Below are 26,721 nucleotides of genomic sequence, written 5' to 3'. Positions count from 1 at the left end.
AATCGCTAAAATCAACAGACTCGATACCCATGGACTCAGGAGTATTCCGAACTAAAATAAATGCTCCTGAGTTTCATAACTTTGTGAAGTAAACGCACTTGAAGTGTCGTCGTCTGAAACAGGCACTTCTTCTTCACGAAAATATTCAACGATAGCCTCGGGATCATTATCAGGCACGATTAAACCTGTTTTGGGATTAATACGTAACGATATAATATTCTCAGGTATTTTGGTGTGTTGTTCGGGGATATCTTTTAATGCGACTTTCATGAAATCAACCCATAAAGGAAGTGCTAATTGCGATGCATATTCATGAAGTGGGGTGGGGGTATCAAACCCAACCCAAGCGGTAACCACGAGTTCATTTTGATAGCCAGCAAACCATGCGTCTACCTTATCATTTGTGGTTCCTGTTTTTCCCGCGATATCTTGGCGATTTAAAACCTTAGCTCCTCTAGCCGTACCGTGCTGAACCACGCTTTTAAGGGCAGAGTCCATTAAAAAGGCGATGTCTTCAGGAATGATTTGAGGCGCTACTAAATCTGGATCAATGTTTTGTTCCTCGCATTGATTGCCGCACGCTATGACAGGCTTTGCTTGTAGCAATACCTTGCCTTCATTATCAGTAATTCGGTCAATTAAGAAAGGCTCAATTTTATGCCCCCCGTTGGCAAACACGGCATACGCTGCTGCCATATCCAGAGGGCTAACAGCAAGGCTTCCTAGCGCTAAAGATAACGCACGTGGGAGATGCTCTTTATGGAATCCAAATCGAGAAATAAAATCTACGGCGTAATCAATGCCAATATCATCAAGAATACGTATAGAAACCATATTCCGCGAGCGAACTAATCCTTCTTTCAAGCGCATGGGGCCATTAAACTTACGGTTATCATTGTGAGGGCGCCATAAATTTGGCTGACTGGGATCGTCGACTACAATAGGAGCATCATTGACCATAGTGGACAAGGTATATCCTTTGTTTAAAGCGGCCGCATATACAAATGGCTTAAAACTCGAACCTGGCTGGCGGCTTGATTGGGTCGCACGATTAAATTTACTGCGCTCAAAATGAAATCCACCTACCAATGCTTCAATTGCACCGTTTTTAGGGTTTAACGCAACTAAAGCGGCTTCGACTTTGGGGATCTGAGCTAAGTGCCAAGTATCCTGATGCTTTCGGATATAAATGACATCACCCACTGAAACAACGTTGGAAGCTTCTGCGGGTTGCTTACCTACCCAACCTTTTTTAAGAGCGGGTCTAGCCCAGGATAAGCCTTCCCAGGGAATGGTAACCGTCTGCCCAATGCGATTAATGGCTTTAGCTTCTCGGTATTGAACATCGACGACAATAGCAGGCTGAAGATCGCTAATAATCGGATATTGCAGTAAATTCTTATGAAGTTTATCTTCTGACAGTTCATCTAAGCTTCCCAATTTTGCAACGGGTCCGCGATACCCATGACGCTTATCGTAGGCAATCAAATTCTCTTCGATAACTTGATTTGCCGCTTTCTGCATAGGCCCTTTAATGGTGGTATACACTTTATAGCCTTTCGTGTAAGCATCAGGGCCAAAGTGATCATATAAAGACTGGCGGATCATCTCAGCCACATAAGGCGCATCTACATCCAGCGTAGCGCCATGGTATTTTGCCGTTAGAGGTTCATTAATGGCTTGATGATATTCATCTTCGCTAATGTATTTTTCTTCTAGCAATCGCTCAAGAACATGATCGCGTCGTTTTTTTGCGGCCAAAGGGTTCGCGATAGGGTTTTGAGTCGAAGGGGCTTGAGGCAATCCAGCGATCATGGCTAATTGAGCAAGACTGAGTTCATTCAATGGTTTGCCATAATAAACATGCGAGGCGGCCCCCACACCATAGGCTCGATTTCCTAAGTAAATTTTATTTAGGTACAGTTCTAATATTTTTTCTTTACTTAGTTCTTGGTCAATTTTAATGGCCAATAGAATTTCATTGAACTTTCTTAAAAAAGTTTTTTCGCGATCCAAGAAAAAATTTCTGGCCACCTGCATAGTAATGGTACTTCCACCTTGTGACTTTGTGCCAGTTTGGATCATGCGAATTGCAGCACGGCCGAGCCCAAGAACATCAACGCCAGGGTGCTCAAAAAAACGCTGATCTTCTGTGGCTAGCACGGCGTGAATCAACATGGGAGGAATGTTTTCATAGCTTACGGGTATGCGTCTTTTTTCGCCATATTCTTGAATGAGTAATCCATCTTGAGTGTAAATACGCAAAGGAACTTGCAATTGCACCGTTTTTAAAGAGTCGACGTTAGGTAATTGACTTTGCAAGTAGAGATAAAGCAGGCTCAATGAGACAAGGCCAATAAAAAATAAACTGATAAGAGCCCAAAGGCCCTTGCGCCAAAAATAAGCAGTTTTATTCATCTAGATGATCACGATAATTTAATTGACAATATTATATCTTGAATTCTAGCCTGGATGCGAATTATTTGCTGAAAGGAGCCGCTTGTTCGCCAGATGCTTGCTCCTCTGCCAGGCACGGTGGGGGTGCAAATAATGAAAAAAACAACCCTCCAAAGCCTAATCGCGGAGCAAAGGTCAAAGGCTTATAGATAAACTCTCTTGTTCGATAGTGCATTAATTCCAATTGTTTCTGGTGCGCAAGTTTTAGTTGACTTAATATTTTTTCGATTTTTTCATTGGAAGAGTTTACATTCAAACCTAATCGCATTAACACTTCTTCATTTAAGAGCTTTCCTAGGCGTGAGCCCGATGCCCCTAATCGTGGAGCATGGCCATAACAAGGATATTCCTCCTCTCCATGCCTAAATAGAACAGTGCTGCTAGAATTTAGTGTTTGTAATTGCCGAATGCCTGTTATCAGTTCATTTAATTTCGAAAACAATGCCTCAGATACATTATCGATTGGATTGGTTACCGAATGAAGCAGTACCATGATTTTGGAGAGATAAGTTAATAAGTTTAGATGAGTCGGAGCGCTCTTGACGGCTTCATCAACCAATTGTTTCAGATGGTGTTCAAAGGGGGTCGTAATATCTTTTAAAATATTATCGGCTTTAGTTTCAGCTTCTTCTCGTTCGAGTGGGCAGTCTTTGACTTCACTGTGATATCGAATAACCACCGTTAACAGGGCGTGCTTTAAATCATTTAAATCCAGCATAGCTACTCCTTAGATCACAAACGCACAGATTTTCAACACCCACTATAGTGCAATGCAGGCTATGTGCGCAAGAATGGATGAAGCAATTGTTAATTTCATACCCTTAGACAGGATAAAAATTTCATTTTTTAATAACTTACGTTAATATACCCAAGAGACTTCAAAATGCGATAGTTTAGGCGATATGATTTTTTGTGTGGTATAAATCACGCATTTTGAACGATCACGGGCATGTGCATCAGGGGTCTATGGATATTTTATTGCCATAATAAGGAGACAAGGCAAGTGTTCAAACTGCTAAGCCCTCGACAGCGAACCATTCTTGGCGTAGATATTAGTTCGACGTCTGTCAAAATTGTTGAAATTTCTTCAAGTGGCAGTAAGTACTCTCTTGATGGTTACGGTTTTGTTAAGCTTCCCGAACAGGCCATGGAAGGGGCGATTGTCAAAAACGTTGATTCCGTATCGGATGCTATTCGTTCGTTACTGGCTCAAGCACGCTTAAGTTCAAGGAAAGCAGCGGTGGCGGTTCCAGATTCCTTGGCGATTAGTCGCACAATACAAGTGCACCAAGGCTTGACTGAAGATGAGATAGAAGAGCTCGTAGTTATAGAAGCTGATAAATATATTCCTTATCCGATTGATGAAATTAATATTGATTTTAATATTATTGGTCCTTCAGTCAAAAACACGGCCATGCAAGATGTTCTCATCGTTGCATCTCGTAGCGAGAATGTTAGTAAACGCGTTGAGACGATAACCCGCGCAGGACTGGAAGCAGTTATTGTAGATGTCGAATCATACGCCGTTGAACGAGTTGCCCATCTTTTGGCATCGGATCTACCTGCCGAAGAAGAAAATAAAGTAATCGCCATCATTGACATTGGTGCCGTGTTTACCCATTTTTTTGTACTTTCAGGCAAGAAAATTATTTTTGCGCGTGAAGAAGAGTTTGGGGGGGAACGACTGATTCAATCCATCATGGAAACCTATGGGATGGGAAGGGAAGAGGCTGAGAAGGCTTTGGAGGAAGGAACTTTACCTGAAGATTATCAAAATGAAATATTGCAGCCATTCATCGAATTAATTCTGCTACAGATTAAGCGTGGATTGCAGGTCTTTTTTTCATCCACACACTATACGTTAGTTGATTATATTTTGTTAGCTGGCGGAGTTGCGAAGCTACCAGATTTAGCACGAGTACTGCAAGAACATATTAATATCCCAACACAAATTGCAAATCCATTTAAACACATGGACGTGACTAAAAAAGTTAACCCGGATCAATTGTATAAAGATTCACCAACCTATTTAGTAGCCTGTGGTTTAGCGCTAAGAGCTTCAGAAAGAAAATAACTAGAGAGAGGCTCTAAGTTAGGAGACATCCTTAAAGTATAGGATTGATTAATGACTGAAATCAATTTATTGCCATGGCGTGAAGCTAGGCGCGAAAAAGAAAAAAAGGAATTTTCGGTATACCTTGGGGTGGGGTTAGCCGCGGCAGCAATTATTGTATTTTTATGGAATATGTATGCAAAAAATTTAATTGAAGCTCAAACCAATCGTAATCAACTATTACAAACCGAAATTTCTCGTTTGAAAGCGCAGATTAAAGAAATTGAAGAGCTTAAAAAGCTGCGCGAGGCTCTGATTGCTAGAATGAGTATCATTCAAAAGTTGCAAGCCACACGCATCTTAACTGTACGTATGTTCGATGAACTAGTAAACGTATTACCAAAAGGAGTTTATCTTACTCAGATCGAACGTGAGGGTGATAAAGTAACGCTCTTTGGTTATGCTGAGTCCAATACTAATATTTCAGAGCTCATGAGAAGTATTGAAGCCAACCAATGGATTCAATCACCAGAACTTACGGAAATTAAAAAGGCAAAGGACTCACCAGACAATGTAGATAATACCTTTAAATTGAGTTTTATCCTTGGCCCTAAACAAACGGTGTGGTGAATGAAAAACCTCAGCCTAAATGAACTAACATTAGAAAATATTGGACAATGGCCAAAACAAATTAAGATAGCAGCAATTGTTGTTGCTGCGCTTTTGATCCTAGGTCTCGGGTATTGGTTTATCATCAAATCTAATTTGGAACAGTATGAGTCTTTGCAGCAACAAGAACAGGAGCTACGGACAGAGTTCGAGCGTACTCAGCATAAAGCCGCTAATCTTCGAGCGTATCGCAATCAAATGGAAATTATGGAGGGTCGTTTTGGCATGATGCTGAAACAATTACCCTTGAAACATGAAATGCCTGGTTTATTGGAAGATATTTCAAGAATGGGGTTATCCAGTGGTTTAACCTTTGAATTGTTTGCCCCGATGCCTGAAATTCAACATGATTTTTATATAGAGCTTCCTATAAAAATATCCGTAGTAGGCAATTATCACCAACTGGCTGTTTTTTTAAGTCGGGTAGCTCAGCTTGGGCGAATTGTTACCATTCATGACTTTGTCATTGAACCAGCCACGACTGAGAAACAAAAAAAATCAGGTGATCAACTCATTATGCAAATGACAGCAAAAATTTACCGGTATAAAACCTTATGACATACAATAAAACTTACAGTCTTAAAGCTATTTTGTGTCGCCGACAACGGTTAAGCTGGTTTGTATTTGTATGCTTGAGCGCTATTTTAGCAGGCTGTGGTCCAGATGATACGGAACTAAGAAACTACATGCAGGAAGTTAAATCAAGACCTTCGAAACCAATTGAACCTATTCCAGAATTTGAAGCGCCTAAGAAATTCACTTACCCTGAGCAGCCAATTAGACGGAGTCCATTTAAGCCGATAAAGGTGGCTGAAACAGAAGATATTCAAGCGCCAAATATTAATCGGCCAAAACAACCTTTAGAAGTCTTTCCTCTAGACGCATTGAAGTTTGTTGGGATCGTCAAGGTGAACTCAACAACTTGGGGACTCATTAGTCAGCCAGATGGATTAATTACACGCGTGAAGGCTGGCGATTATATGGGGAAGAATTTCGGACAAATTACTCAAATTACAAACGATACAATTAAGCTGGTAGAAACGGTACAAGTTGGCGGTAAGTGGGAAAAAAGACCCACTACGCTCAAGCTTAATAAACCTGAGGGAACGTGACGATCACATTCCTTAGTAATTCTCAAAAGGGAGATCGCTTTGAGAAAATTTATTATTGTGCTCTTATTACTTGCGGGAGCGTTTACTAATCTGCATGCAAAAGATAACGCATTACAGTCCGTTAAGGTCAAGTCCATGCCCGATAATCGGATTCGGGTCGACTTTTGTTTTGCACAGCCCTTAGAACAATTGCCAGCGAGTTTTATTACTCAAAAACCCCCGCGGCTTGTGCTGGATTTTATCAATACTCAGTTAGCTTTGCTTGACCCGCAAGATAAGTTTAAGAACATTGAACTTGCCTCTTTGGTGAAATACCGTATTGTCTCGGTTAAGGATCGAGTGCGTGCGATTTTAGATTTGTCGGATACGGTGGCTTATTCAGGTCACACTGCTGGCAATGTCTATAGCTTAATGATCAAAGGCAAATCGGAGCAGCTCGTTCCGCAGCGCAAAGAAATTTTTGTAACGAATCGCCCAGTTAATGCACGGTATGCCATAAAAAATATTGATTTTCGGGGTACGGCCAAGAAAGGAGGGCGAGTAATCATCAATGTAACTGATGCCGGTATTCCGATTGAGGTCACACAAACTGGAAAAACGATTGAAGCAGTATTTAATAGCACCCGCTTGCCGCAAAGTTTGCGCAAACGGTTTGATGTCGTTGATTTTCATAGCCCTGCTCGGATTGTAAGCGCGACCCAACAGGGTAAAGATGCTAAAATTACAATTTTGAATCAAGGAGATTTTGGACATTTTGCCTATCAGGTTAATAAACAATTTATTATCGATGTTTTCCCGTTAACTCCGGAAGAAATACAAGCTGAAAAACTCAAGAAAAAAGTGTTTACAGGAAAACGAATTTCCTTAAACTTCCAGGACATTCCCATTCGCTCTGTTCTAAATCTATTAGCGGAGTTTACGGGCATTGATATTGTTGTAAGTGATAACGTTAAAGGGAATATCACGTTGCGATTAAATGATGTGCCCTGGGATCAGGCGTTAGACATTATTTTAACAACTCAAAACCTAGATAAGCGCCGAACCGGTAACGTTATTATCGTCGATACAGCCGCTCAATTTACTGAGCGCGAAAATCAAGAACTAGCCGAACTTCAGGCAGCCAAGAAGTTGGCTCCGATTCGTTCTGAATTGCTGCAAATTAATTATGCCAAAGCCGCCGATATCGCTACCATGCTCAAAGACAAAGAAAATTCATTACTTACTGAGCGTGGAACAGTAAGTGTTGACCAGCGTACCAATACCATTTGGCTGCAAGATACGGGCGCTCAAATTGATGAAATCCGTGAATTGGTTAAGCAGCTGGATGTTCCAGTAAAACAGGTCTTGATTGAAGCACGGATTGTCAACGTAACTAAAGATTGCGCAGAAGACATTGGGGTTCGCTTTGGCGTTTCAAGGCCAAACCACTTAAGTGGTACCCTTGAAGGTGCAAACGAACTGGCTGCAGGCACACCCCCAGCTGATGTTCCTATAGCCGATCGTTTAAATGTGGATTTAGGCGCGCTACCCATTGATGCCTCACCGGCTTCTATCGGGATTGCGTTAGCAAAACTTGGTGATGGTGTCTTACTTGATCTAGAATTATCCGCTTTGGAAAGTGAAGGTCGAGCGGAGATTATTGCAAGCCCTAGATTAATGACGACGAATCAACAATCGGCTATTATCGAATCAGGGGAAGACATTCCATATCAAGAAGCCACATCCAGTGGCGCCACAGCGGTGGCTTTTAAGAAAGCCGTCTTAAGCTTAAAAGTGACGCCTCAAATTACCCCAGATGGAAAGCTCTTAATGGATCTGCAGATTAATCAAGACTCTGATTCAGGGAGAAGGGTGCAAGGTGTGCCGATTATTTTGACCAAAGCCATTGAAACCAATGTTTTGGTGAACAATGGTCAAACCATTGTATTAGGTGGGATTTATCAGCAAGATAAAAACAATTCGGTAACGCGTGTGCCATTTTTGGGGCAATTACCCTTAGTGGGTAATTTATTTTCACGAAGTACCGCACGATTAAGCAATGAAGAGTTGCTCATTTTCATTACTCCTAGGATAATAACCAACAATTTATCCATCACAGCGATTAAGGGACCTCCGCGGGTGCATCAAAGAGGGGTTGAGTTAGATAAATTTGGTAAGCCAGTAGGGCCACGACCACAGGTAATGAGTGTGACACCGCCTAGAAAACCTTGGAAAGGGTAAACTTTGTGTTATCCTCACGCCATAGAGAGGTGAGGGAGGGTACAAAAATGAGAGCGTGTTTGACGTTCTCAAACACTTAAGTTAATGACTCAATAGGCCAGATTAATAATCTGGCGATCTGAAACAACTGTTTAGATACAATTATCAATAAAAGAGGTATGTAATAAAAAATGAGCATCGTTAAAGTACGTAACATATTTCTGATAGGACCTATGGGAGCTGGTAAAAGTACAATAGGCCGTACTTTGGCAAAAGAGCTCAAACTTGAGTTCTATGATACCGATGAAGTGATAGAAGACCGTTCCGGCGCCGATATTTCCTGGATTTTTGATGTTGAAGGAGAAGAAGGCTTTAGAAAACGTGAACAGAAGGTCATTGAAGAGTTAACTCAAAAAAACAATATTGTGTTAGCGACAGGGGGTGGCGTCGTGATGTCTCCTGAAAACCGTAACGCTTTAGCCGCCAGAGGTACGGTGATTTATTTGAAAGCATCTCTTCAGCAGCAATTTGAGCGAACTAAGCGCGATACCAAAAGACCGTTACTTCAAACAGACGACTTAGAACAACGTCTAGAAACGCTTAAAGAAGAACGAGAGCCATTCTACGAAGAACTCGCTGACGTTAGTTTTGAAACGGATAAATTAACCGTTAAAGCGGTGGCGAATAATATAATAAAATATATTTATGGCGAAGTCTGAGATTTTAAACAGGCTTGAAGTTCGGCTAGCAGAACGAACGTATCCAATATATATTGGCAGCGGGCTTTTATCAGACCATCATTGGCTAAAGTTGCATTTAAAAGCCAATCAATTGCTGATCGTTACGAACGATACCATTGCTCCAATTTATCTTGATCAGCTGACCAAAACATTACGTTCGATTCAGTACAATGTAGTTATTTTACCGGATGGTGAGCAATATAAGAATCATCAAAGTCTCGAGCTGATTTATAACGCTCTGATTCACAATCAACATCATCGTGATACCACCTTACTTGCATTAGGAGGGGGGGTAATCGGGGACATAACAGGGTTTGCGGCTTCTACTTATCAACGTGGAGTCCGATTTATCCAAATCCCAACCACACTTCTGGCTCAGGTTGATGCGTCAGTGGGTGGAAAAACTGCCATCAATCATTCCCAAGGTAAAAACATGATTGGTAGTTTTTATCAGCCTCATGCTGTGATCATGGATTTAGAGACATTATCTACCTTGCCAGATCGAGAGTTTTGTGCGGGAATGGCCGAAGTAATCAAACATGGATTGCTTGCAGGTGGTGAATTTCTAGCGCAGGTGGAATCTTTTTTAAAACAAAACGCTAGAACTAATTTAAATACGCTTGCTGAACTCATTGCGGGTTGTTGCTTGATTAAAACAAAATTGGTTGAGAAAGATGAGCATGAAATGGGGCAGCGTGCATTACTAAATCTCGGTCATACGTTTGCGCATGCTTTGGAAGCCTATACTCACTATCAAACTTGGCGTCATGGCGAAGCCGTTGGAATTGGGCTTTATTGCGCCGCTTTATTATCCAATAAAATGAATCTTTTGAGCGATTCAGAGGTTCAATTTATAGACGAGTTGTTAACCCTAGCCAATTTACCTAGAAGAATCCCAAAAGAGATTGATTTAAACCGTTTACGTGATCTAATGTTTAATGATAAAAAAGTGAAAGACAACGCGTTGCGTTTTGTAGTTATCAAGTCGCTTGGCCAATGTTATCTTGAATCTGGCGTACCTAATTCTGTGCTTATGGACACATTAATGAATGCTGTTAAAGGAGATCAATAAAATGAGTGATGGAGCCATCGAGGTTAAACACGATCTAAACAAAATGTACCAGCCTGCAAGCTGGCTGGCTAAAATGGAGTTCATTAATCAGATTGTCCTTGGCACAAACGTATTAATTTCTGTACTAGGTGAACAAGGCAATGGTAAAACATCCTTTGCTGTGCTCTTGCAAACGCATCTAGATCCTCAAATTCAATGCCATTATTTTGTCGTGGATCCGTTATTTGATGAAGCGGATTTTATGCGTAAGATTAGCGCCAAACTTAATCTTCGGGGCAAGGATACGTTTGAGGAATTTATTGACGTCTGTCAGACGAATCAATCACATACCTTGCTCATCATCGATGATGCTCACCATTTGCCAGAGTGTTTTATCGAAAAGCTTTTGAACCCTTTGCAGCAGCAAGGATCCCACGGTTATTTCCATGTTTGTTTTGTGGCGAATCAATCATTTTTGAAAGTGTTGAATCAATTTGAACAGCAAGACTATAAAGAAATGATTCATACTATTGAACTAGGGCATTTAAACGAAAAAGAAACAAAGGATTATGTTCTTCACCGCTTTATAACTCAACCTGAGTTTATTCCTGAAGAGCGTACAAAACAATTTTATCAGTATACCGATGGCAGCATCTTAGGAATTAATACCCAAATGGCAAGTTTTTTTAATTTAGGTCAGGCCGCGGTACCTGGCGCTGCGCAGCAAAGTAAAAAACATTATCAGCGTTTATCTTTGATAGCGGGTGCCGTTGTGGTGGCTCTTGGTTTGGCATTTACACTAAAACCCTCTGAATCTGGACTAAATCCTTCGTCTCAAGTGGTCGTGGAGCTTGAAAAACCCACAAAAGATAGCCTTATCGCTTCTAAAACAGACGATGAACCCTTTTTTATGAGCAGCATTCCGTCTTATGATCTGGCAGCCGTACGTCAATTTTTACAGCCTATTGAATTAAGACGTGCTGAGCTTGTCGTGAATAATGAAGATGATGATTCACTCAATGATTCCCTCGTTGTGATGGATAAAGTCGTTGTGGTTCCTAAAATCATTCACAAAAGCAAATCTGCAGACGAGATGCCTCTTGAGCAAGCAGAAGAATCTGACCTAAACAGCGGAGTTGACCTTAAGATAGCCAAGCAGGAAGTTAAACCTTCCAAACCCCAAATAGCCAAAATAGCGAAACAATCATCTAAAGGGGTCTACACCATTCAGTTAATAGCAAGTCATAGTCGTTCTGAATTAGAACGCTTTGCAATCCTTCATCATATCAAAGACAAAGCCCATATTCATAAATCAAAGAAACAAGGTAAAAATTGGTATGTATTAACCATGGGGGGTTATAAAGACCACGATGGGGCAAAACACGCCATTGCAGAGCTTCCGCAGGATTTAGCAAAGTTTAAACCATGGGTACGGAAAGTCGATCATTTACAATCGTTAGGATAACCTTGAGCATGGATCAGATATCAGGTGTTAGCATTCCCGACACCTGATCCCTAACACCTGAATGTGCTTTTGACCAAGTTTTATAGCCAACTATGGCCATGGCCATATAAAGCATCATCAAAACCGTATGAAAAGGCAGTTGTTTGTGCCAATAAAGAACAGCGTAAATCGCATCAGTGACGAGCCAGAATATCCAAGTTGAAAGAACCTTATGACACATTAATAACTGAGCCGCTAAACTCATCGAAGTCGTGAAGGCATCCAGTCCTGGAATCGTTGAATTAGTGACGTTGATGAGTAATAACAGAATCAATGCGAAACCGGTCCCTGTCCCTATTAATAAGTAAACCCAAGATCTGAGCGATAATCGAATGATTGCTTTAGTCGCTGATTTAGCATTTACTTCACTCAATGACCAGCAATACCAACCATAAGCCGCGCTGGCAAAATAAAAACATTCCAGGGCCATATCAGCATAGATACCATGGGTAAAGTAAAGCCAAGCATTAAAGAGGGTGGCTATGAGGCTAATCGACCACGCCTTTTTATTTTGTTGGATAAAAAAATAAGTTGCGATCAGTGAAACAATAGCGCCGGTTAAATCATAAATCATTAAATACTTCCTACGACGGCATTACCCGTACAGGTTCTATGGGTATAGTCTCAGCCACCGAGTTTGCTCATTATGAGTATTTTGGTAGCACCCCATTTACTATTATAAATGATTAGCCCGCCACTGGGAAATTATTAATTTTTCTGCTAGTCTTTGATTCATAGAGCATTCTCAAGGAGAGAAACATGTATAAGAAGGTATTGTTTGCTACCGATTTTGATGAGGTCGGGGTTAATGCAGCACATAAGGCCAAAAAAATAGCAGAAGAAAATGGTGCGGAATTGATTCTTGTGCATGTGGTTGAACCAATACCTGCGTATGCCTATCCTGGATTTGCGGGTTTTGCCGAAGTTGAAGTTTCAATACGTGAGCAAGCCGAGAAAGAGCTAAACGCGTTAGGAGATCAACTCAAGGTTGATAACAACCATCGCTATTTAGAGTTTGGCTCCACTAAAAACGAAGTGTTGCGTGTCGCTGAAGAAAATAAAGTGGATCTTATTGTCACTGGCAGCCATGGTAAGCATGGACTCGCCCTTTTACTCGGATCAACTGCTAACGCAATTCTGCATGGTGCCAACTGTGATGTCCTAGTGGTTCGTCCTCCACAGGATAAAAAAGATTAGGTCTTGATAGTAAAGGCAAAATAATGGATAGCATTAAAGTCGCATTTTGAAGTTTCTTGGATATAAAAATGGGATTATGCTGCCTTCCTTGGCGCCGATTACAAGAAGCGCTGACCGCCCGAAGGTATCCTCCACATCCTCGAACGGAAACAACTCAAAAGACTGAACACGAGATCGTCGCGACTAAGTCGTCCAGTCGTTTTTGGTAATCGTTCAGGTGTTTTCTTCGGAGTAGCTTATGAAAATAATTACCTCTCTGCTCTTGGTTGCAGCATTTCTTGCGGTTCCGTTTGTCGGTTTCGCGCAGAAGACCGGGCGTCCCAGGGGGCTTCAGCTTCAGTCGCCTCAGAACCCACGGATCGGATTCGTCATACACGGTGGAGCCGGCGTCATACCCAGAGGTAGACTTACCTTCAAACAGGAAAAAGCATATAGGGCGAAGCTTGAAGAAGCCGTTCTCGGCGGGTACAACGCCCTGAAAGAGGGTAAGACAGGACTGGATGCGGTCGAGATAGCGATCCGGATCCTCGAGGATTCGCCGCTTTTCAACGCGGGCAAGGGAGCAGTATTTACTGCCGACGGCAAAAACGAGCTCGAGGCGTCGATAATGGACGGCAAATCGCTGAATGCAGGCGCTGTTGCAGGGCTTCATCGCGTGAAAAACCCCATCACGCTTGCGCGTGCGGTGATGGATAGGTCGCCGCACGTGATGATGATCGGCGAGGGTGCAGAACGATTCGCCGAAGAAATGAAGATCGAATTGGTAACCCCGAAGTACTACTTCACCCAAAGACGATGGGACTCGCTTCAGAAGATCATTGAGGCAGAACAGGATAAGAAGAAAAAAGACAGCGCAGCTTTTTCTACCGAACAGGATCTCCCCGAGAATAGATTTGGCACAGTGGGCGCCGTCGCGCTCGACAAGGACGGAAATCTCGCGGCGGGGACCTCGACAGGAGGAATGACCTACAAGAAATACGGACGCGTCGGCGACGTGCCCGTGATTGGGGCCGGAACCTACGCTGACAATGCGACGTGCGCGGTATCAGCGACCGGCTGGGGCGAGTTCTTCATACGCCTCACTGTCGCAAGAGATATTGCAGCACTTATGGAATACCGTGCGCTTTCTGTTCAGCAGGCGGCGGACGCAGTCATCCAACAAAAGCTGCAGAAGGCGGGGGGCGGCGGAGGGGTGATCGCGATCGACAAGTTCGGGAACATAGGAATCTCGTTCAATTCCGAGGGGATGTACCGCGCTTACATAGACAAGGAAGGCAAGCCGGTTGTCGAAATCTACAAAGATTAAGAACAGCGATGTTAGGTTCAGATGCAGCATAAGCCTATTTTATAGCCAAAATACTTCAAAATGCGACTCTCGGGATGATGCTTGTTTCGTCCAAGCAGATCGCGATAGAGCAGGCTTTTACTCGTTTTTTATCAACGTTTGGGCAAAAAAATTATATCGTCTAAAATATCGCATTTTGAAGTATCTTGGGTATAATTATTTTTTTTGCTTAGTAAAAATCAGTTCATATGCAATTACTACGAGGGAGTGGCCCATTTAGTGAGCTTAGTGCCGGATCGGTGGCTACAATCGGTAATTTTGATGGTGTCCATGTTGGTCACCAGGCCCTGATCCAAGCAGGGCGGCAACAAGCGGAAGTCTTAACGTTGCCGTTACTGGTGATATTATTTGAACCACAGCCGAGCGAATACTTCCATCCCTCAAACCCACCTGCGCGGTTATCGAGTTTAAGAGAAAAAATCATTGGACTTAAACAGCTAGGGGTCGATTTTGTCTATTGTATGACCTTTAATAAAACGCTTGCGGTCATGGAGCCTCAGGTGTTTGTTCAGCAGTTTCTCTTATCGTTATTGAATGTAAAATTATTAATGGTAGGGCAAGATTTTCGTTTTGGTAAACACCGTGAAGGAGATGCTGAGTTATTAAACCTACTGTTTCAAGCTCAAGAGCGGTCGGTTCGTTTTTTTTCTGATTTTCAGGTGTTTGAAGAACGCGTAAGCTCCACTAAAATCAGAGCCGCACTTAAAGCCGATCAGTTAATGCTGGCTAGCAAACTGCTAGGTAGAAACTACAGCATGTGTGGGCGCGTCATGAAAGGCGACCAACGAGGGCGTCAGTGGGGTATTCCGACGGCAAACTTTAATTTAACGCGAAAAAAACTCCCAATTCGTGGAGTTTATTTCGTTCATGTGTTAAGAAATGGTACACTGTTAAATGGCGTGGCCAACATTGGTTGTAGACCGACGGTCGATGGTAGTAAAAATATCCTGGAAGTCCATATACTAGATTTTAATCAATCCTTGTATGGTGAATTGTTAGAGGTTGTATTTCTTCAGAAGTTACGAGATGAGCAACGATTCTCATCGCTTGATGATTTAATAGCAACGATAAAAGCGGATATTGAAGCGGCGATTCACTATTTTAATACATAGACTTATCTTATAGAGTAGAGCTCATGGCAGAATATAAAGACACTTTAAATTTACCCAATACCTTATTTCCTATGAAAGCGAGCCTCGCACAGCGAGAGCCAAGCATGTTGTCAGAGTGGGAAGCCAAAGCGGTCTATGAAAAGATTCGCAACGCGCGTGCTGGTCAAAAACGATTTATTTTGCATGATGGCCCCCCATACGCCAACGGCCATCTTCACTGTGGACATGCTTTAAATAAAATTCTTAAAGACATCATTATCAAGTCGAAAACGTTCAGCGGTTATGACGCACCCTATGTTCCAGGATGGGATTGCCATGGTCTTCCTATTGAATTAAATGTTGAGAAGAAAGTGGGTAAAGCGGGTTTAAAACTTTCTGTGAGTGAATTTCGACAAAAGTGTCGAGAGTATGCGGCGACTCAAATCGATATACAACGCGAAGAATTCAAACGCTTAGGGATATTTGGCGAGTGGAATAACCCATACATCACGATGAGCTTTGCGAATGAGGCCAATATCGTTCGAGCGTTGGCTAAAATTGTGGCGAACGGTCATTTACAACAAGGGTTTAAGCCTGTTCACTGGTGTTTAGATTGTGGTTCTGCATTGGCTGAAGCCGAAGTGGATTATGAAGACAAAACATCGCCCTCTATTGATGTGGCTTTTTTTGCAATGAAACCCAACGAATTTCTAGATAAAGTAGAACGTGGGTTGCCAGAAAAAAATGTGATTGTACCAATTTGGACCACGACGCCCTGGACATTGCCCGCAAATGAAGCCGTAAGTTTACATCCCGAGTTGGAATATGCCTTGATTGATTCAGGCAATCAATATTTTATTGTAGCCAACGAATTGGCTGAGTCGGTTATGGGACGGTTAGGCATTGAAAAATTTACCATTCTAGGACGTGTTCAAGGCCGTGCGTTTGATCGCTTGTCGCTGCACCATCCCTTTTATAATAAAGAAGTGCCGGTGGTTCTTGCCGAGCATGTCACCACCGAATCAGGAACGGGATGTGTGCATACAGCACCAGCTCATGGTCCTGACGATTACTTAGTTGGCCAAGCCTATGATTTACCTTTGATAAACCCCGTCATGGCCAATGGTTGTTATAGCGACGATGTGCCTCTGTTTGCGGGTAGGCATGTCTATAAAGCAAATGGAGAAATTATCCAGGTGTTACGCGACAAAGGCGTATTGCTGCATGAAGAGATGGTTCATCACAGCTACCCTCATTGCTGGCGTCATAAAACCCCAGTAATTTTTAGAGCAACGCCACAGTGGTTTATTTCGATGGATAAAAATGGGCTACGAGACAACATATTGTCGCAGCTTGATAAAGCGAAATGGGTTCCTGACTGGGGCCAAGCTCGCATTCGTCTCATGGTAGAGAATAGACCCGACTGGTGTGTTTCTAGGCAAAGAGCCTGGGGAACGCCTATCCCTTTATTGGTCCATAAATCAACTCGCCAATTGCATCCGGATACGGTTTCATTAATGGAGCAAGTGGCTGGAAGGATTGAACAGGAAGGGATAGACGCTTGGTTTAATCTTGCGGTTGAAGAGTTGCTCGGTGAGGAAGCGGAGGCTTACGAAAAAGTTACCGATACGCTGGATGTTTGGTTTGATTCGGGAGTGACGCATTATACCGTGCTTCAGAAAGGCCACGAACTTGGTTTTCCGGCGGATGTGTATTTTGAGGGGTCGGATCAGCATCGTGGTTGGTTTAACTCTTCCTTGACGACCTCTGTTGCAATGTACGGAGAACCTCCCTACAAAACAGTATTAACTCACGGTTATACGGTAGATGCCGAAGGTAAAAAATTATCAAAATCCAAAGGCAACTATGTGGCGCTTGATAAGCTGATTAGCCAGCATGGCGCTGATATCTTGCGTCTATGGGTAGCGTCAACAGATTATCGCAATGAAGTGAGTATTTCAGAGGAAATTCTTAAGCGCAATGCCGATGCCTATCGTCGTATTCGCAATACAGCACGCTTTTTGTTATCCAATTTATTTGATTTCGTTCCTGAACGAAATTCAGTGGCTGTTGAAAAGATGGTTGAACTGGATCAGTGGGCCATTGCACGCTGCCAGCAATTGCAAGACGAAATACTTAAGGCTTATGAGCAATATCAATTCCATGTGATTTATCAAAAAATTCATAACTTTTGTGCGGTGGATATGGGCAGTTTTTATTTGGACATTATTAAAGATCGTCAATACACGACACCTGAAAACAGCGTTGCTCGCCGTTCATGCCAAACGGCGATGTATCATATTATTCAGGCATTAACCCGTTGGCTAGCTCCGATTTTATCATTTACTGCCGAAGAAATTTGGCAATACATTCCAGGGATGCGCAAGGAATCCATTTTCCTAGAAACCTGGTACGATGCTTGGCCTAAATTAGATCCTATCGACATGAAGGATTGGCAACGGTTACAGGCAATCAGAGATGAAGTAAATAAAGCCCTTGAGTCAAAGCGTAAGGAAGGGGGGCTCGGTTCAGCACTGGGTGCAGAAGTGACGTTGTATGCCGATGAGCCATCGTTTAATTTACTCAATCGTCTTGGAGATGAATTACGCTTTCTTTTGATTACCTCAGGCGCTAAGGTTTTGCCCCTTAGCGAAACACCATCCGAAGTGCTGGCGAGTCAGGAGCTTGGCGTTGCCATTTCGGTTAAAGCAAGCGAGCATGAAAAATGCGCACGCTGTTGGCATCGACGTTCGGATGTTGGCGAAGACCCTCATTATCCTGATCTTTGTGTACGGTGTGTGGGCAATATAAGTGGCATGGACGAAGTGAGACAATTTGCATGAAAAAGTGGGCATGGTTTTTGGTGAGTTTGGTGGTTGTTTTCTTTGACCAACTCAGTAAATATTGGGCAACAACCCATTTGTCGCCTTATGAGCCCCATCCACTCTTTCCTATGATTAATTTTACCTTAGCTTACAACACGGGGGCAGCGTTTAGTTTTTTAAGCGGCGCTGGCGGATGGCATCAATGGTTTTTTTTCGGGTTTAGCCTGGTGATGAGTTTAGTATTGATCGTTTGGATCATTAGAACCGCCCCGTCTTCGTATTTATTATTGCTGGCATTAAGTCTTATTTTAGGGGGGGCGCTAGGAAATTTGGTGGATCGCTTTACTTTGGGGCATGTGGTTGATTTTATTGACGTTTATTATAAGTCCTATCATTGGCCAGTCTTTAATTTAGCAGACAGTGCCATTTGTCTAGGTGCCATCATTTTATTGTATGATTTAGTTAAGCACCCAGAGAAATAACTGCCATTAGCTAAACCGCAATCAATCGGTTTCCGGTATGGCTGAATGAGGTTCCTAAGCTACTTCTAAAGTAGGTAATTGTTTGACGTCTGGATTTAATACGCTCACTGCAGCAACGGATGGTAACGTTAAGAAGTGCTCGACTTCTTCCCATTCTACCTCTGCTGGAAATAGTCGCAGTAAGGGAATGCTCTTATTTAATAACGTGCAAAAATTTAAATTGGCAGGATAAGGTCGCACATGCTGGCATCCCAAGGATAGAGCTTCCATAGCTTCGGATAAGGTGGCAATGCCGGGTATATAATTAATGGAATAAATGTTAGCGGTTTGTGCGATAGCGGGTAAAAAACCAGGGCTTGTTACAAAATGCGCTCCCGCTTGGTAGCACCGCTCGAGTTGTTCAGTATTTATAATATTGCCCGCACCAATGCGAAGATGGGGAAAGTCGCCAATTACACCGCTTAATATGGCAGGATCCGTGCTGTTAATTTCAACCACCGAGTACCCTGATTTTGATATTGTCCGCAGCTTCTCATATAAATGAGAGTCAATATCCAGCGTAATAATGATGGATTGATTATCAATGAGCTTATCCATTTTCATCATTCACAAAGTAGTTACAGTCCTGACATCTTAGAAGACTTAAAGGTCAATGGCAAGGTTAATAATTTCATGCCGACCAAAAAATTACTGAACTGATACGTGCCCGTACCTTTGTCCAGTTTTAGAGGATGACAACATTAACGATGGGCTTGAATCAGCCCATCGAATTCTCCAAAGGGTGCAAAATAAACAATAGGCTCAGACTCGATTACTACCTCATTCTGGGGCCTGATGTAGGTGTGGGCACAGGAGGTTCTGCAGGACGACTCATATTAGATCCACGTTGAGCCTGGGCATTTGTCCTATTGTTGTGAATTTCTTCATGTAAACGTTGGTGTTGAGTTTCTAAGCGAGTTCTTTTGGTTGTACTTTCGTTGAGATCCCTCTGAGCATCAGTTCTTAGAGTTTCATGACGTTCTTGAACCATATGAGTCAAGCGTTGAAAGCTGGATTTTTTTTGATGAAATAGTTCCTGTGCATCGGCCTTATCAGTGGCTGACATGCTCGAAAAATTTTGATCTGGTTTTAATAGGTAATATTTACCTTGGTCGGCTACAAGGCGATCCGCTGAATCTTTATTAATTACAAATTTTGCCTTATCAAATGAATGCACCTGATTGCAATGTTCATCCAATAACACTTTTTTTCCTTCAACAACATCGCTCATATCTTTAAGCGCTTCTTCTTTTAATTGTAACTTATCTAATTCTTTCTTAGATTCGTTAACCATCTTTAAATTCGCTGGATTAGAGTCTTCAGCGTATGCGTTTACGTGATCAATATAATCATTATTTTTCTTTTCTAATTGTTCTGTAACCGCTTTAATTTCTTCAGAAAGACTTTGAGTGATGTTAGTATTCTCTTCAGGAGTTAACTGATTAATCTCTTTATTATTAAAAATACGGCTCTTGGCTTCTGTTTCAACTGCTTGAACCGTCCCAGCATATTCCTGATGTACGGTTTCAATATCTTGAATTTTTTGTTCTAAGTGTTTAATTTTATTATCGACTTGAGCGAGCTCTGTTCGATTATTGGTAATGCGATCCACTAGCGTCTCACCCCTAGGTTCTTCGTTATTGGCCAGAGCCTCGTGTTCAAGAATTTCTTTTTCAGAATGCAAGTGTTTTTCAAGTTGTTCTTCAACGTATTGCATTAACTCTTTTGCATGGGCATCGTTCTTGGCAGCAAAATAAACCATTATGGCGACAGCAATTCGCTGTTTGAGTCTTTGTTCTTCTTGCAGTTGAAATTGATTGTATTCTTCTAGGGCTGCGATTTGAGCTAACTCTTCTCCTATATGTTCCAGCGCGCTTTCACCAGCGGGTGTTTTTAAAAAGGTAATCAAATCATTCGGGGTTTTAAATCCGAAGCGACCAATGTCAATTTCAGATTGTCTAAATACCTCGTTCAGTCGCTTAGAATCTAATGTAACCTTTTGTTTATTTTTTGTATTTAATTCTAAAGAGGTGCTTTGTATTTGCTGTAGCGCATCTTGATGAGCGTTCTTTGGGGGTCTAAGAAAAACTTTAGTTGCCATGGTTCGATCGCCTTATTTGATTAATAATTAAATTATACGTGCAAAAACAAAACTGAACAAGTGCATCAAATGACAATGGGGAAGCAGTTAAACTCCCCTAAACGCCGAATCCGAGATCATTACCAGCATTGGCTCGCCGTGCCTGTTGGCGTACCCGCGGGGCCTGTGGTAATGCCTTTTACACCTAAATGATTCAGTGTTAAAGACTGGCATAGGGTGTCTGAAGTCGCTTGAGTTCCAGTAGGGGTCGCTCGCAAAGTAAACGTAGTCGCCGTGGCAGTAGGGATGCTCAAAACATACCAGCCTTCAGGACTGGTGGCGCTCGAGAGCACGTCGGTTGCCGCCCCGGTTCCGATGGTGGCCGTTTGATAGGTATGGCGCTCAGAATAATAACGTTCCATGCGACTGGCAAGGTTTAATAAAGCCGACTGCCCATCGGCTCGATGCGCACGATTGATATATTCCCGGTAACTCGGATAAGCAACACTCACGAGAATACCAACAACAATCATCACCACTAACAATTCTATAAGTGAAAAGCCTAGTTTCAACTTTAATCCTTCATTTAATAATTTATATCATCAGTTTCTTTATATAAGTATAGCCATAAACCAGGCTGATCATTATTGCTGATGCTATCGTGATCTCTAAGCCTATGCTAAAATGGCGCGAAAATAAACAAGGCATTTTACGATGACAACATATTGTGGATACATTGCATTGGTTGGGCGACCCAATGTTGGTAAATCAACGCTTCTTAATCGCATTCTAGAGCAAAAGCTCAGCATTACTTCTAGAAAGCCTCAAACAACTCGGCATAGTATTCTTGGCATACGGACCGAGGGAAATTATCAGTTTGTCTATGTAGATACACCGGGCATTCATCAAGGCCAAAAAAAGACCATTAATCGAATGATGAATAAAACAGCCATCAGCGTTCTTCGCGATGTGGATGCAATCGTGTTTTTGATTGATGGGCTGCAGTGGAAAGAAGAGGATGAGTATGTGTTGAGTTTGATTAACCAAACCAACGTTCCTTGTTTTTTAGCGGTAAATAAGGTGGATAAAATTTCCGAAAAAGACAGATTACTTCCCTGGATAAAAAGTCTAAGTGAACGCCATGCTTTTAAAGCGATCATTCCTCTTTCAGCGAAAACAGGAGTAGGGGTGGACGGTTTACAAGAACAACTAAAACAAGCATTGCCGGAAGGGCCATATCTTTTTGCAGAAGACCAATTCACCGATCGTTCGGTAAAATTTTTATGCGCTGAACTCATTCGTGAGAAAATATTTAGATTATGTGGTCAAGAACTGCCGTACTCAACCACCGTAGACATCGAATCGTTTAAAGAAGAAGAGGGGCTGGTACGTATTCATGCCTTGATCTTAGTAGATAAGCCGAATCATAAGCGGATGATCATCGGTGATAAAGGCAGCAAACTTAAAGAAATTGCTACCGCCGCTCGCCGGGATATGGAGCGCCTACTGGATAAAAAAATCTTCCTGCAATGCTGGTGTAAGGTAAAATCTGGCTGGCTGGATGATGAGCGTTTGTTGAAGCATTTAGGCTATGACCATTGAGGCGTTCGAAGCATGGATTTTGCATAAGCGTTGGTCTGGTGATACCAGCGCCCAGGTGAGTTTTTTAACCAGAGAACAGGGTATTGTGAGCGGTCTGTATAAGGGGGCTCGAGCTCGGTCTAAGAACGCCGTATTGCAGCCGTTTACACCGATGTGGGTGGCCGTAAATCGAAGAGGAAATTGGCACTACATTCGTCAGCTTGAGTTGAGGGCGCCTTCACTCCCGCTTGCAGGCGACGCGTTATTTTCAGCGTTGTACATCAATGAATTGGTGTCTTATATCTTGCTTCCTAATGACACCCATCCAAAGCTGTATGACGCCTATGAGTCGGTTTTGTATACGTTAAGCGTCGTGCAGCATCGCCTTGATCTTGAAGTGGCTTTAAGACAATTTGAGCGAGAGCTGTTAAAAGATAGTGGTTATCAACTATCGCTAACTCATGACGCGGAAGAACACCCGATTGCCATACATAAACAATATCAGTTTATTCCGGGCGAAGGATTTCAAATGACTTCAAAGGGTTTTTTAGGCGAGCATCTTCTCGCCCTTGCTGAAAATCGCTTTGAGGATCCTGATGTTTTAAAAGCAGCAAAACGGATTATGCGCCAGGCAATCGATCATGTGTTGGATGGCCGAACATTGAACGCTCGCGCGTTATTTCGATGAAGCTGATTTAAGTTAAATTGGAACAATAAAAAATGACTAAAGATATATTATTGGGTGTCAATATTGATCACATCGCAACGTTACGTCAGGCACGAGGAACTCGTTATCCCGATCCCGTCCAAGCTGCTATTGAAGCAGAAGAAGCGGGAGCGGATGGAATTACCTTGCATATGCGCGAAGATTTACGCCATGTCCAGCCTCGCGATGTAACACTTATCAAAGAAATTCTTCAAACGCGCATGAATTTTGAAATGGCTGTCACCGAAGCGATGTTAACGTTTGCAAAAGAAATTAAACCTGAGCATTGTTGCTTTGTCCCTGAAAAAAGAGAAGAACTAACCACTGAGGGCGGCTTGGATGTGGTCGCTAATTTTAAACAGGTCGTTGCCGGGGTTAAACGCATGCAAGGCATTGGTTCTGAAGTCTCTTTATTTATTGATCCGGATCTAAAACAGATTGATGCGGCCGCAGAAAGTGGCGCTGAGGCGATTGAGCTTCATACGGGATGTTACGCTGATGCCATTACCGAATCAGCTAGATTGCATGAATTTGATAGGATTAGACAAGCGGCAGAATATGCTGCTAAGCTCAATTTAATTGTCAATGCTGGGCATGGGTTACATTATCATAATGTTAAGCTTATTGCTGGCATAAAAGAACTTCACGAATTAAATATAGGCCATGCCATTATTGCACGAGCCTTATTTAGTGGTTTAAAACAAGCTGTAAAAGAGATGCGACAGCTAATGCTCGAAGCTAGGGCTTAATCAAACCGCTTTTACTAATGAGAGCGCGGACTATGAAAGAATCCATTGTGATCCGAATTACCGGGGACTCCGGCGACGGGGTGCAGTTGGTGGGTGAGCAACTCACCATCACTGCAGCGCTTGCCGGTCATGATGTACGAACAATGCCTGATTTCCCGGCTGAAATACGTGCCCCTGCTGGCACCGTTGCGGGGGTGTCTGGGTTTCAGCTTGCTATGGCAGAGCAAGCGATTTTTACAGCGGGTGAGTCTTTAGATGTGTTAGTCGCATTAAACCCGGCTGCGTTAAAAAACTCGCTGCAATTCCTTAATCAGGGTGGATTATTGATTATCAATGAAGATAGCCTTGGTCCTAAAGATTGGGAGAAAGCAGGACTGAATGAGTCCTACTTAAATGAGGCGAAAGAACAGTATCAGGTATTAAGCCTCCCGTTGATTAACCACACATTGAGCGCAGTGGAAGGACTTGAACTGGGTTTAACCCAAGCCAAAAAGGCAAAAAACTTCTATATTTTGGGTGTGGTGTTATGGTTGTTTGATCTCAACCCCGATCATTGTTTGGCATTTATCAAAAAGAAATTTAAAAAAGATCCATTGATCGCCAAGGCTAATGAGAAAACCCTAATGGCTGGCTTTAACTATGCGCTCACACTCGAGTTAAGTCGCCAGGCGTACATGTTAGGCCATATTGAACGAAAACCAGGTGAATATCGTCAGATCACGGGGGTTGAAGCAGTTTCCTTGGCCGTAGCAACCCTGGCCACACATACCCAAACCCCCTTTTTAGTATCCGGCTATCCAATTACACCCGCCTCAGCGATTTTACATGAGTGCGTCAGGTTAAAAGAGTTCGGAGTGCAATTGTTTCAGGCTGAGGACGAAATTGCAGCCATTTGCGCATGCATTGGTGCGGCCTTTGGTGGCGCATTGGCATTAACTTGTACTTCAGGTCCTGGATTGGATTTAAAAAGCGAGAGCCTTGGATTAGCCGTAGTAACTGAACTACCGCTCGTTCTTGTGGATGTTCAGCGAGCAGGCGCTTCAACAGGTCTGCCTACAAAAACCGAACAATCTGATCTCCGCCAAGCGCTATACGGACGGCATGGAGAGGCTCCGCTCCCGGTAATTGCTGCGATATCGCCTTCAGATTGTTTCTTTACTGTTTTAGAAGCGTTTCGAATTGCCATTAAATACATGACTCCTGTGATCGTATTAATGGATGCTTATTTAGCCAATGCCGCGGAACCTTGGGAAATTCCTGATGTTTCTTCCTTACATTTACCGACGCTCTCGTTTAATCGATTCCCTAAGCCCTATCAGCGCGATGACGTGTTAAGTCGTAGTTGGAATAAACCAGGAACACCAGGATTTATTCATCAATTGGGGGGATTAGAAAAGCAAGGTGAAGAAGGCCGAGTCAGTTATGATGCGGATAATCACCAGGCCATGGTACATCTTAGAGCAGAGAAAATTGCCGGAATCGCTCGAGAATATTCGGATGTAATCGTAGAAGGAAAGTCCGATGCGGATGTATTAGTTATAGGGTGGGGAAGCACCTATGGCAGCTTAAAGTCTGCCGTTTCCCAATGTCTGCAGGAAGGGGTTGCGGTGGCACACCTTCAATTACGACATTTAAACCCACTGCCAAACGAGTTAGCGAAACTGGTGTCCCGATATAAACTTGTTCTGGTCGCTGAGCTAAATACTGGTCATTTATGTGAGTTACTGCGAGCGCGTTATCTCATTGATGCTAAAGCAATTAATCAATGTAATGGCCATCCTTTCGCTGCTAGTTTTTTAGTGCAACAAATCAAAAACGCTGTCCATCTCCTGGTAGGTGAATGCTATGAATAATACACCACTCACGCGTAAAGAATTTACAAATGACAATGAGGTTCGCTGGTGTCCGGGTTGTGGTGATTACGCGATACTCGCAGCCTTGCAAAAAGTGTTACCAGAGATAGGCTTACCTCCTGAACAACATGTGTTTGTATCGGGAATTGGGTGTGCTGGCCGCTTGCCTTATTACATGAATACGTATGGCTTGCATACCATTCATGGCCGCGCTACGGCCGTAGCGACTGGATTAAAAGCCATGCACGATGAGTTATGTGTCTGGGTCATTACGGGGGATGGCGATGCGTTGAGTATTGGGGGAAACCATTTAATTCATTGTTTGCGTCGGAACGTCGATATTAATATTCTTTTGATTAATAATCAGGTTTATGGGTTAACGAAAGGGCAGTTTTCTCCTACTTCTCGCAGAGGTCAGGTCACAAAAACATCTCCGCAGGGGGTGAACAGCCAACCAATGAATCCCATCTCATTAGCTTTATCTGCTGGAGCTACCTTTGTGGCACGAGCGGTTGATAAAGACCCGAAACATCTCAGTGAGATCTTAAAACTTGCCTCGGAACATAAAGGGGTCTCGTTTGTAGAAATTTATCAAGACTGCCATATTTTTAATCATGGTGCGTTTGATGCGTTTACTCAGAAAACGCATCGTGCCGAACATACCATCGAACTCAAATCAGGAGAGCCATTGAGTTTCGGTCGTGAGCAGGAGTGGGTTTTGGAATTTGGTCAGGAGCAATGGAAAAAAGTAAAACAGAAAGAAGCGGACGGTTATAGCCATAACCCTGCTAATTTCATCGCCGCAATGCGATTAGCACAGCTATCTTTCCCTGATTTTCCTGTACCACTTGGGGTATATTATCAAGAAACGCGTGATAGTTTTGCTTTTAAACACCAGTTTAAATCGGTTGAGGATCTGCAGGAACTGTATCGGACAAAGGCGAGTTGGAAGCAATAAAAAAACCCGGCTTTAGCCGGGTTTTTTATG

Annotated in this window: 24 protein-coding genes and 1 riboswitch; of the genes, 18 read left to right on the top strand and 6 right to left on the bottom strand. The window is 42.7% G+C overall.

Going from position 1 to position 26,721, the window contains the following annotated elements:
• Window positions 1-51: 51 nt before the first annotated feature.
• On the bottom strand, window positions 52-2,418 hold the full coding sequence (locus E1O47_RS02950; protein WP_133129780.1) for a penicillin-binding protein 1A: 2,367 nt from the start codon (window positions 2,416-2,418) through the stop codon (window positions 52-54).
• 61 nt (window positions 2,419-2,479) lie between these two features.
• Entirely contained in the window at window positions 2,480-3,175 is a 696-nt protein-coding gene (locus E1O47_RS02945) for a hypothetical protein (RefSeq protein WP_133129779.1), read from the bottom strand.
• 285 nt (window positions 3,176-3,460) lie between these two features.
• Between E1O47_RS02945 and pilM the strand changes: the two genes are divergently transcribed.
• The 8 genes from pilM to E1O47_RS02905 all read left to right on the top strand — a co-directional run bounded on the left by pilM (window position 3,461) and on the right by E1O47_RS02905 (window position 11,746).
• Window positions 3,461-4,531 (top strand): type IV pilus assembly protein PilM, encoded by a 1,071-nt coding sequence (gene pilM / locus E1O47_RS02940; RefSeq protein WP_133129778.1) that lies wholly within the window; start codon window positions 3,461-3,463, stop codon window positions 4,529-4,531.
• 51 nt (window positions 4,532-4,582) lie between these two features.
• A complete protein-coding gene (locus E1O47_RS02935) occupies window positions 4,583-5,140 on the top strand; it encodes a PilN domain-containing protein (RefSeq protein ID WP_133129777.1) in 558 nt (185 codons plus the stop codon).
• On the top strand, window positions 5,141-5,737 hold the full coding sequence (locus E1O47_RS02930) for a type IV pilus inner membrane component PilO (RefSeq protein WP_133129776.1): 597 nt from the start codon (window positions 5,141-5,143) through the stop codon (window positions 5,735-5,737).
• A complete protein-coding gene (locus E1O47_RS02925; RefSeq protein WP_133129775.1) occupies window positions 5,734-6,291 on the top strand; it encodes a pilus assembly protein PilP in 558 nt (185 codons plus the stop codon). Before E1O47_RS02930 ends, E1O47_RS02925 begins: the two co-directional genes overlap by 4 nt.
• A 39-nt stretch (window positions 6,292-6,330) precedes the next feature.
• Window positions 6,331-8,511, top strand: coding sequence for a type IV pilus secretin PilQ (locus E1O47_RS02920; RefSeq protein WP_133129774.1), 2,181 nt, complete (start codon window positions 6,331-6,333; stop codon window positions 8,509-8,511).
• 170 nt (window positions 8,512-8,681) lie between these two features.
• Complete coding sequence (gene aroK, locus E1O47_RS02915; RefSeq protein ID WP_133129773.1) at window positions 8,682-9,209, top strand: shikimate kinase AroK; 528 nt, start codon at window positions 8,682-8,684, stop codon at window positions 9,207-9,209.
• Window positions 9,196-10,302, top strand: coding sequence for a 3-dehydroquinate synthase (aroB, locus tag E1O47_RS02910; protein WP_133129772.1), 1,107 nt, complete (start codon window positions 9,196-9,198; stop codon window positions 10,300-10,302). The genes aroK and aroB overlap by 14 nt, the downstream gene beginning before the upstream one ends.
• A gap of 1 nt (window position 10,303) precedes the next feature.
• The gene (locus E1O47_RS02905) at window positions 10,304-11,746 is read left to right on the top strand and encodes an SPOR domain-containing protein (RefSeq protein ID WP_165475030.1); all 1,443 of its coding nucleotides are present in this window, start codon (window positions 10,304-10,306) and stop codon (window positions 11,744-11,746) included.
• Window positions 11,747-11,759: 13 nt separating this feature from the next.
• Here the strand turns inward: E1O47_RS02905 and pnuC are convergent, their stop codons facing one another.
• Window positions 11,760-12,359: a nicotinamide riboside transporter PnuC gene (pnuC, locus tag E1O47_RS02900; protein ID WP_133129770.1), complete on the bottom strand. Its 600-nt coding sequence runs from the start codon at window positions 12,357-12,359 to the stop codon at window positions 11,760-11,762.
• Window positions 12,349-12,464, bottom strand: a riboswitch (TPP riboswitch). Its footprint overlaps the gene before it by 11 nt.
• A gap of 80 nt (window positions 12,465-12,544) precedes the next feature.
• Between pnuC and E1O47_RS02895 the strand changes: the two genes are divergently transcribed.
• From E1O47_RS02895 to lspA, 5 genes are all read left to right on the top strand, one after another.
• Window positions 12,545-12,982: a universal stress protein gene (locus tag E1O47_RS02895; protein WP_133129769.1), complete on the top strand. Its 438-nt coding sequence runs from the start codon at window positions 12,545-12,547 to the stop codon at window positions 12,980-12,982.
• 238 nt (window positions 12,983-13,220) lie between these two features.
• Entirely contained in the window at window positions 13,221-14,288 is a 1,068-nt protein-coding gene (locus E1O47_RS02890; protein WP_133129768.1) for an isoaspartyl peptidase/L-asparaginase family protein, read from the top strand.
• A 227-nt stretch (window positions 14,289-14,515) separates the two neighbouring features.
• Window positions 14,516-15,439, top strand: coding sequence for a bifunctional riboflavin kinase/FAD synthetase (ribF, locus tag E1O47_RS02885; RefSeq protein WP_133129767.1), 924 nt, complete (start codon window positions 14,516-14,518; stop codon window positions 15,437-15,439).
• 23 nt (window positions 15,440-15,462) lie between these two features.
• Window positions 15,463-18,261 carry an isoleucine--tRNA ligase gene (gene ileS, locus E1O47_RS02880; protein WP_133129766.1) on the top strand — a complete coding sequence of 933 codons (2,799 nt, stop codon included), beginning with the start codon at window positions 15,463-15,465 and terminating at the stop codon, window positions 18,259-18,261.
• Window positions 18,258-18,725 (top strand): signal peptidase II, encoded by a 468-nt coding sequence (lspA, locus tag E1O47_RS02875; protein WP_133129765.1) that lies wholly within the window; start codon window positions 18,258-18,260, stop codon window positions 18,723-18,725. The genes ileS and lspA overlap by 4 nt, the downstream gene beginning before the upstream one ends.
• 54 nt (window positions 18,726-18,779) lie before the next feature.
• On the opposite strand, the gene E1O47_RS02870 is transcribed toward lspA, so the two are convergent.
• The 3 genes from E1O47_RS02870 to E1O47_RS02860 form a co-directional block, all read right to left on the bottom strand.
• A complete protein-coding gene (locus E1O47_RS02870; RefSeq protein WP_133129830.1) occupies window positions 18,780-19,328 on the bottom strand; it encodes a bifunctional 4-hydroxy-2-oxoglutarate aldolase/2-dehydro-3-deoxy-phosphogluconate aldolase in 549 nt (182 codons plus the stop codon).
• Window positions 19,329-19,539: 211 nt separating this feature from the next.
• A complete protein-coding gene (locus E1O47_RS02865; RefSeq protein WP_133129764.1) occupies window positions 19,540-20,865 on the bottom strand; it encodes a hypothetical protein in 1,326 nt (441 codons plus the stop codon).
• 119 nt (window positions 20,866-20,984) lie between these two features.
• The gene (locus E1O47_RS02860) at window positions 20,985-21,416 is read right to left on the bottom strand and encodes a type IV pilin protein (protein WP_207384282.1); all 432 of its coding nucleotides are present in this window, start codon (window positions 21,414-21,416) and stop codon (window positions 20,985-20,987) included.
• 142 nt (window positions 21,417-21,558) lie between these two features.
• Between E1O47_RS02860 and era the strand changes: the two genes are divergently transcribed.
• The 5 genes from era to E1O47_RS02835 are packed head-to-tail and all read left to right on the top strand — an operon-like array spanning window position 21,559 to window position 26,691.
• On the top strand, window positions 21,559-22,446 hold the full coding sequence (gene era, locus E1O47_RS02855) for a GTPase Era (RefSeq protein WP_133129763.1): 888 nt from the start codon (window positions 21,559-21,561) through the stop codon (window positions 22,444-22,446).
• Window positions 22,436-23,113: a DNA repair protein RecO gene (gene recO, locus E1O47_RS02850; RefSeq protein ID WP_133129762.1), complete on the top strand. Its 678-nt coding sequence runs from the start codon at window positions 22,436-22,438 to the stop codon at window positions 23,111-23,113. The genes era and recO overlap by 11 nt, the downstream gene beginning before the upstream one ends.
• A 32-nt stretch (window positions 23,114-23,145) precedes the next feature.
• The gene (pdxJ, locus tag E1O47_RS02845) at window positions 23,146-23,880 is read left to right on the top strand and encodes a pyridoxine 5'-phosphate synthase (RefSeq protein ID WP_133129761.1); all 735 of its coding nucleotides are present in this window, start codon (window positions 23,146-23,148) and stop codon (window positions 23,878-23,880) included.
• A 32-nt stretch (window positions 23,881-23,912) separates the two neighbouring features.
• The gene (locus tag E1O47_RS02840) at window positions 23,913-25,733 is read left to right on the top strand and encodes a 2-oxoacid:acceptor oxidoreductase subunit alpha (protein ID WP_133129760.1); all 1,821 of its coding nucleotides are present in this window, start codon (window positions 23,913-23,915) and stop codon (window positions 25,731-25,733) included.
• Window positions 25,726-26,691 (top strand): 2-oxoacid:ferredoxin oxidoreductase subunit beta, encoded by a 966-nt coding sequence (locus E1O47_RS02835; protein ID WP_133129759.1) that lies wholly within the window; start codon window positions 25,726-25,728, stop codon window positions 26,689-26,691. The genes E1O47_RS02840 and E1O47_RS02835 overlap by 8 nt, the downstream gene beginning before the upstream one ends.
• Window positions 26,692-26,721: the final 30 nt, after the last annotated feature.

This window comes from Legionella yabuuchiae (assembly GCF_900640115.1).
Lineage (GTDB): Bacteria > Pseudomonadota > Gammaproteobacteria > Legionellales > Legionellaceae > Legionella_A > Legionella_A yabuuchiae.
The sequence above is the reverse complement of the archived record's forward strand: the minus strand, read 5'-3'. Positions and strand labels throughout refer to the sequence as shown.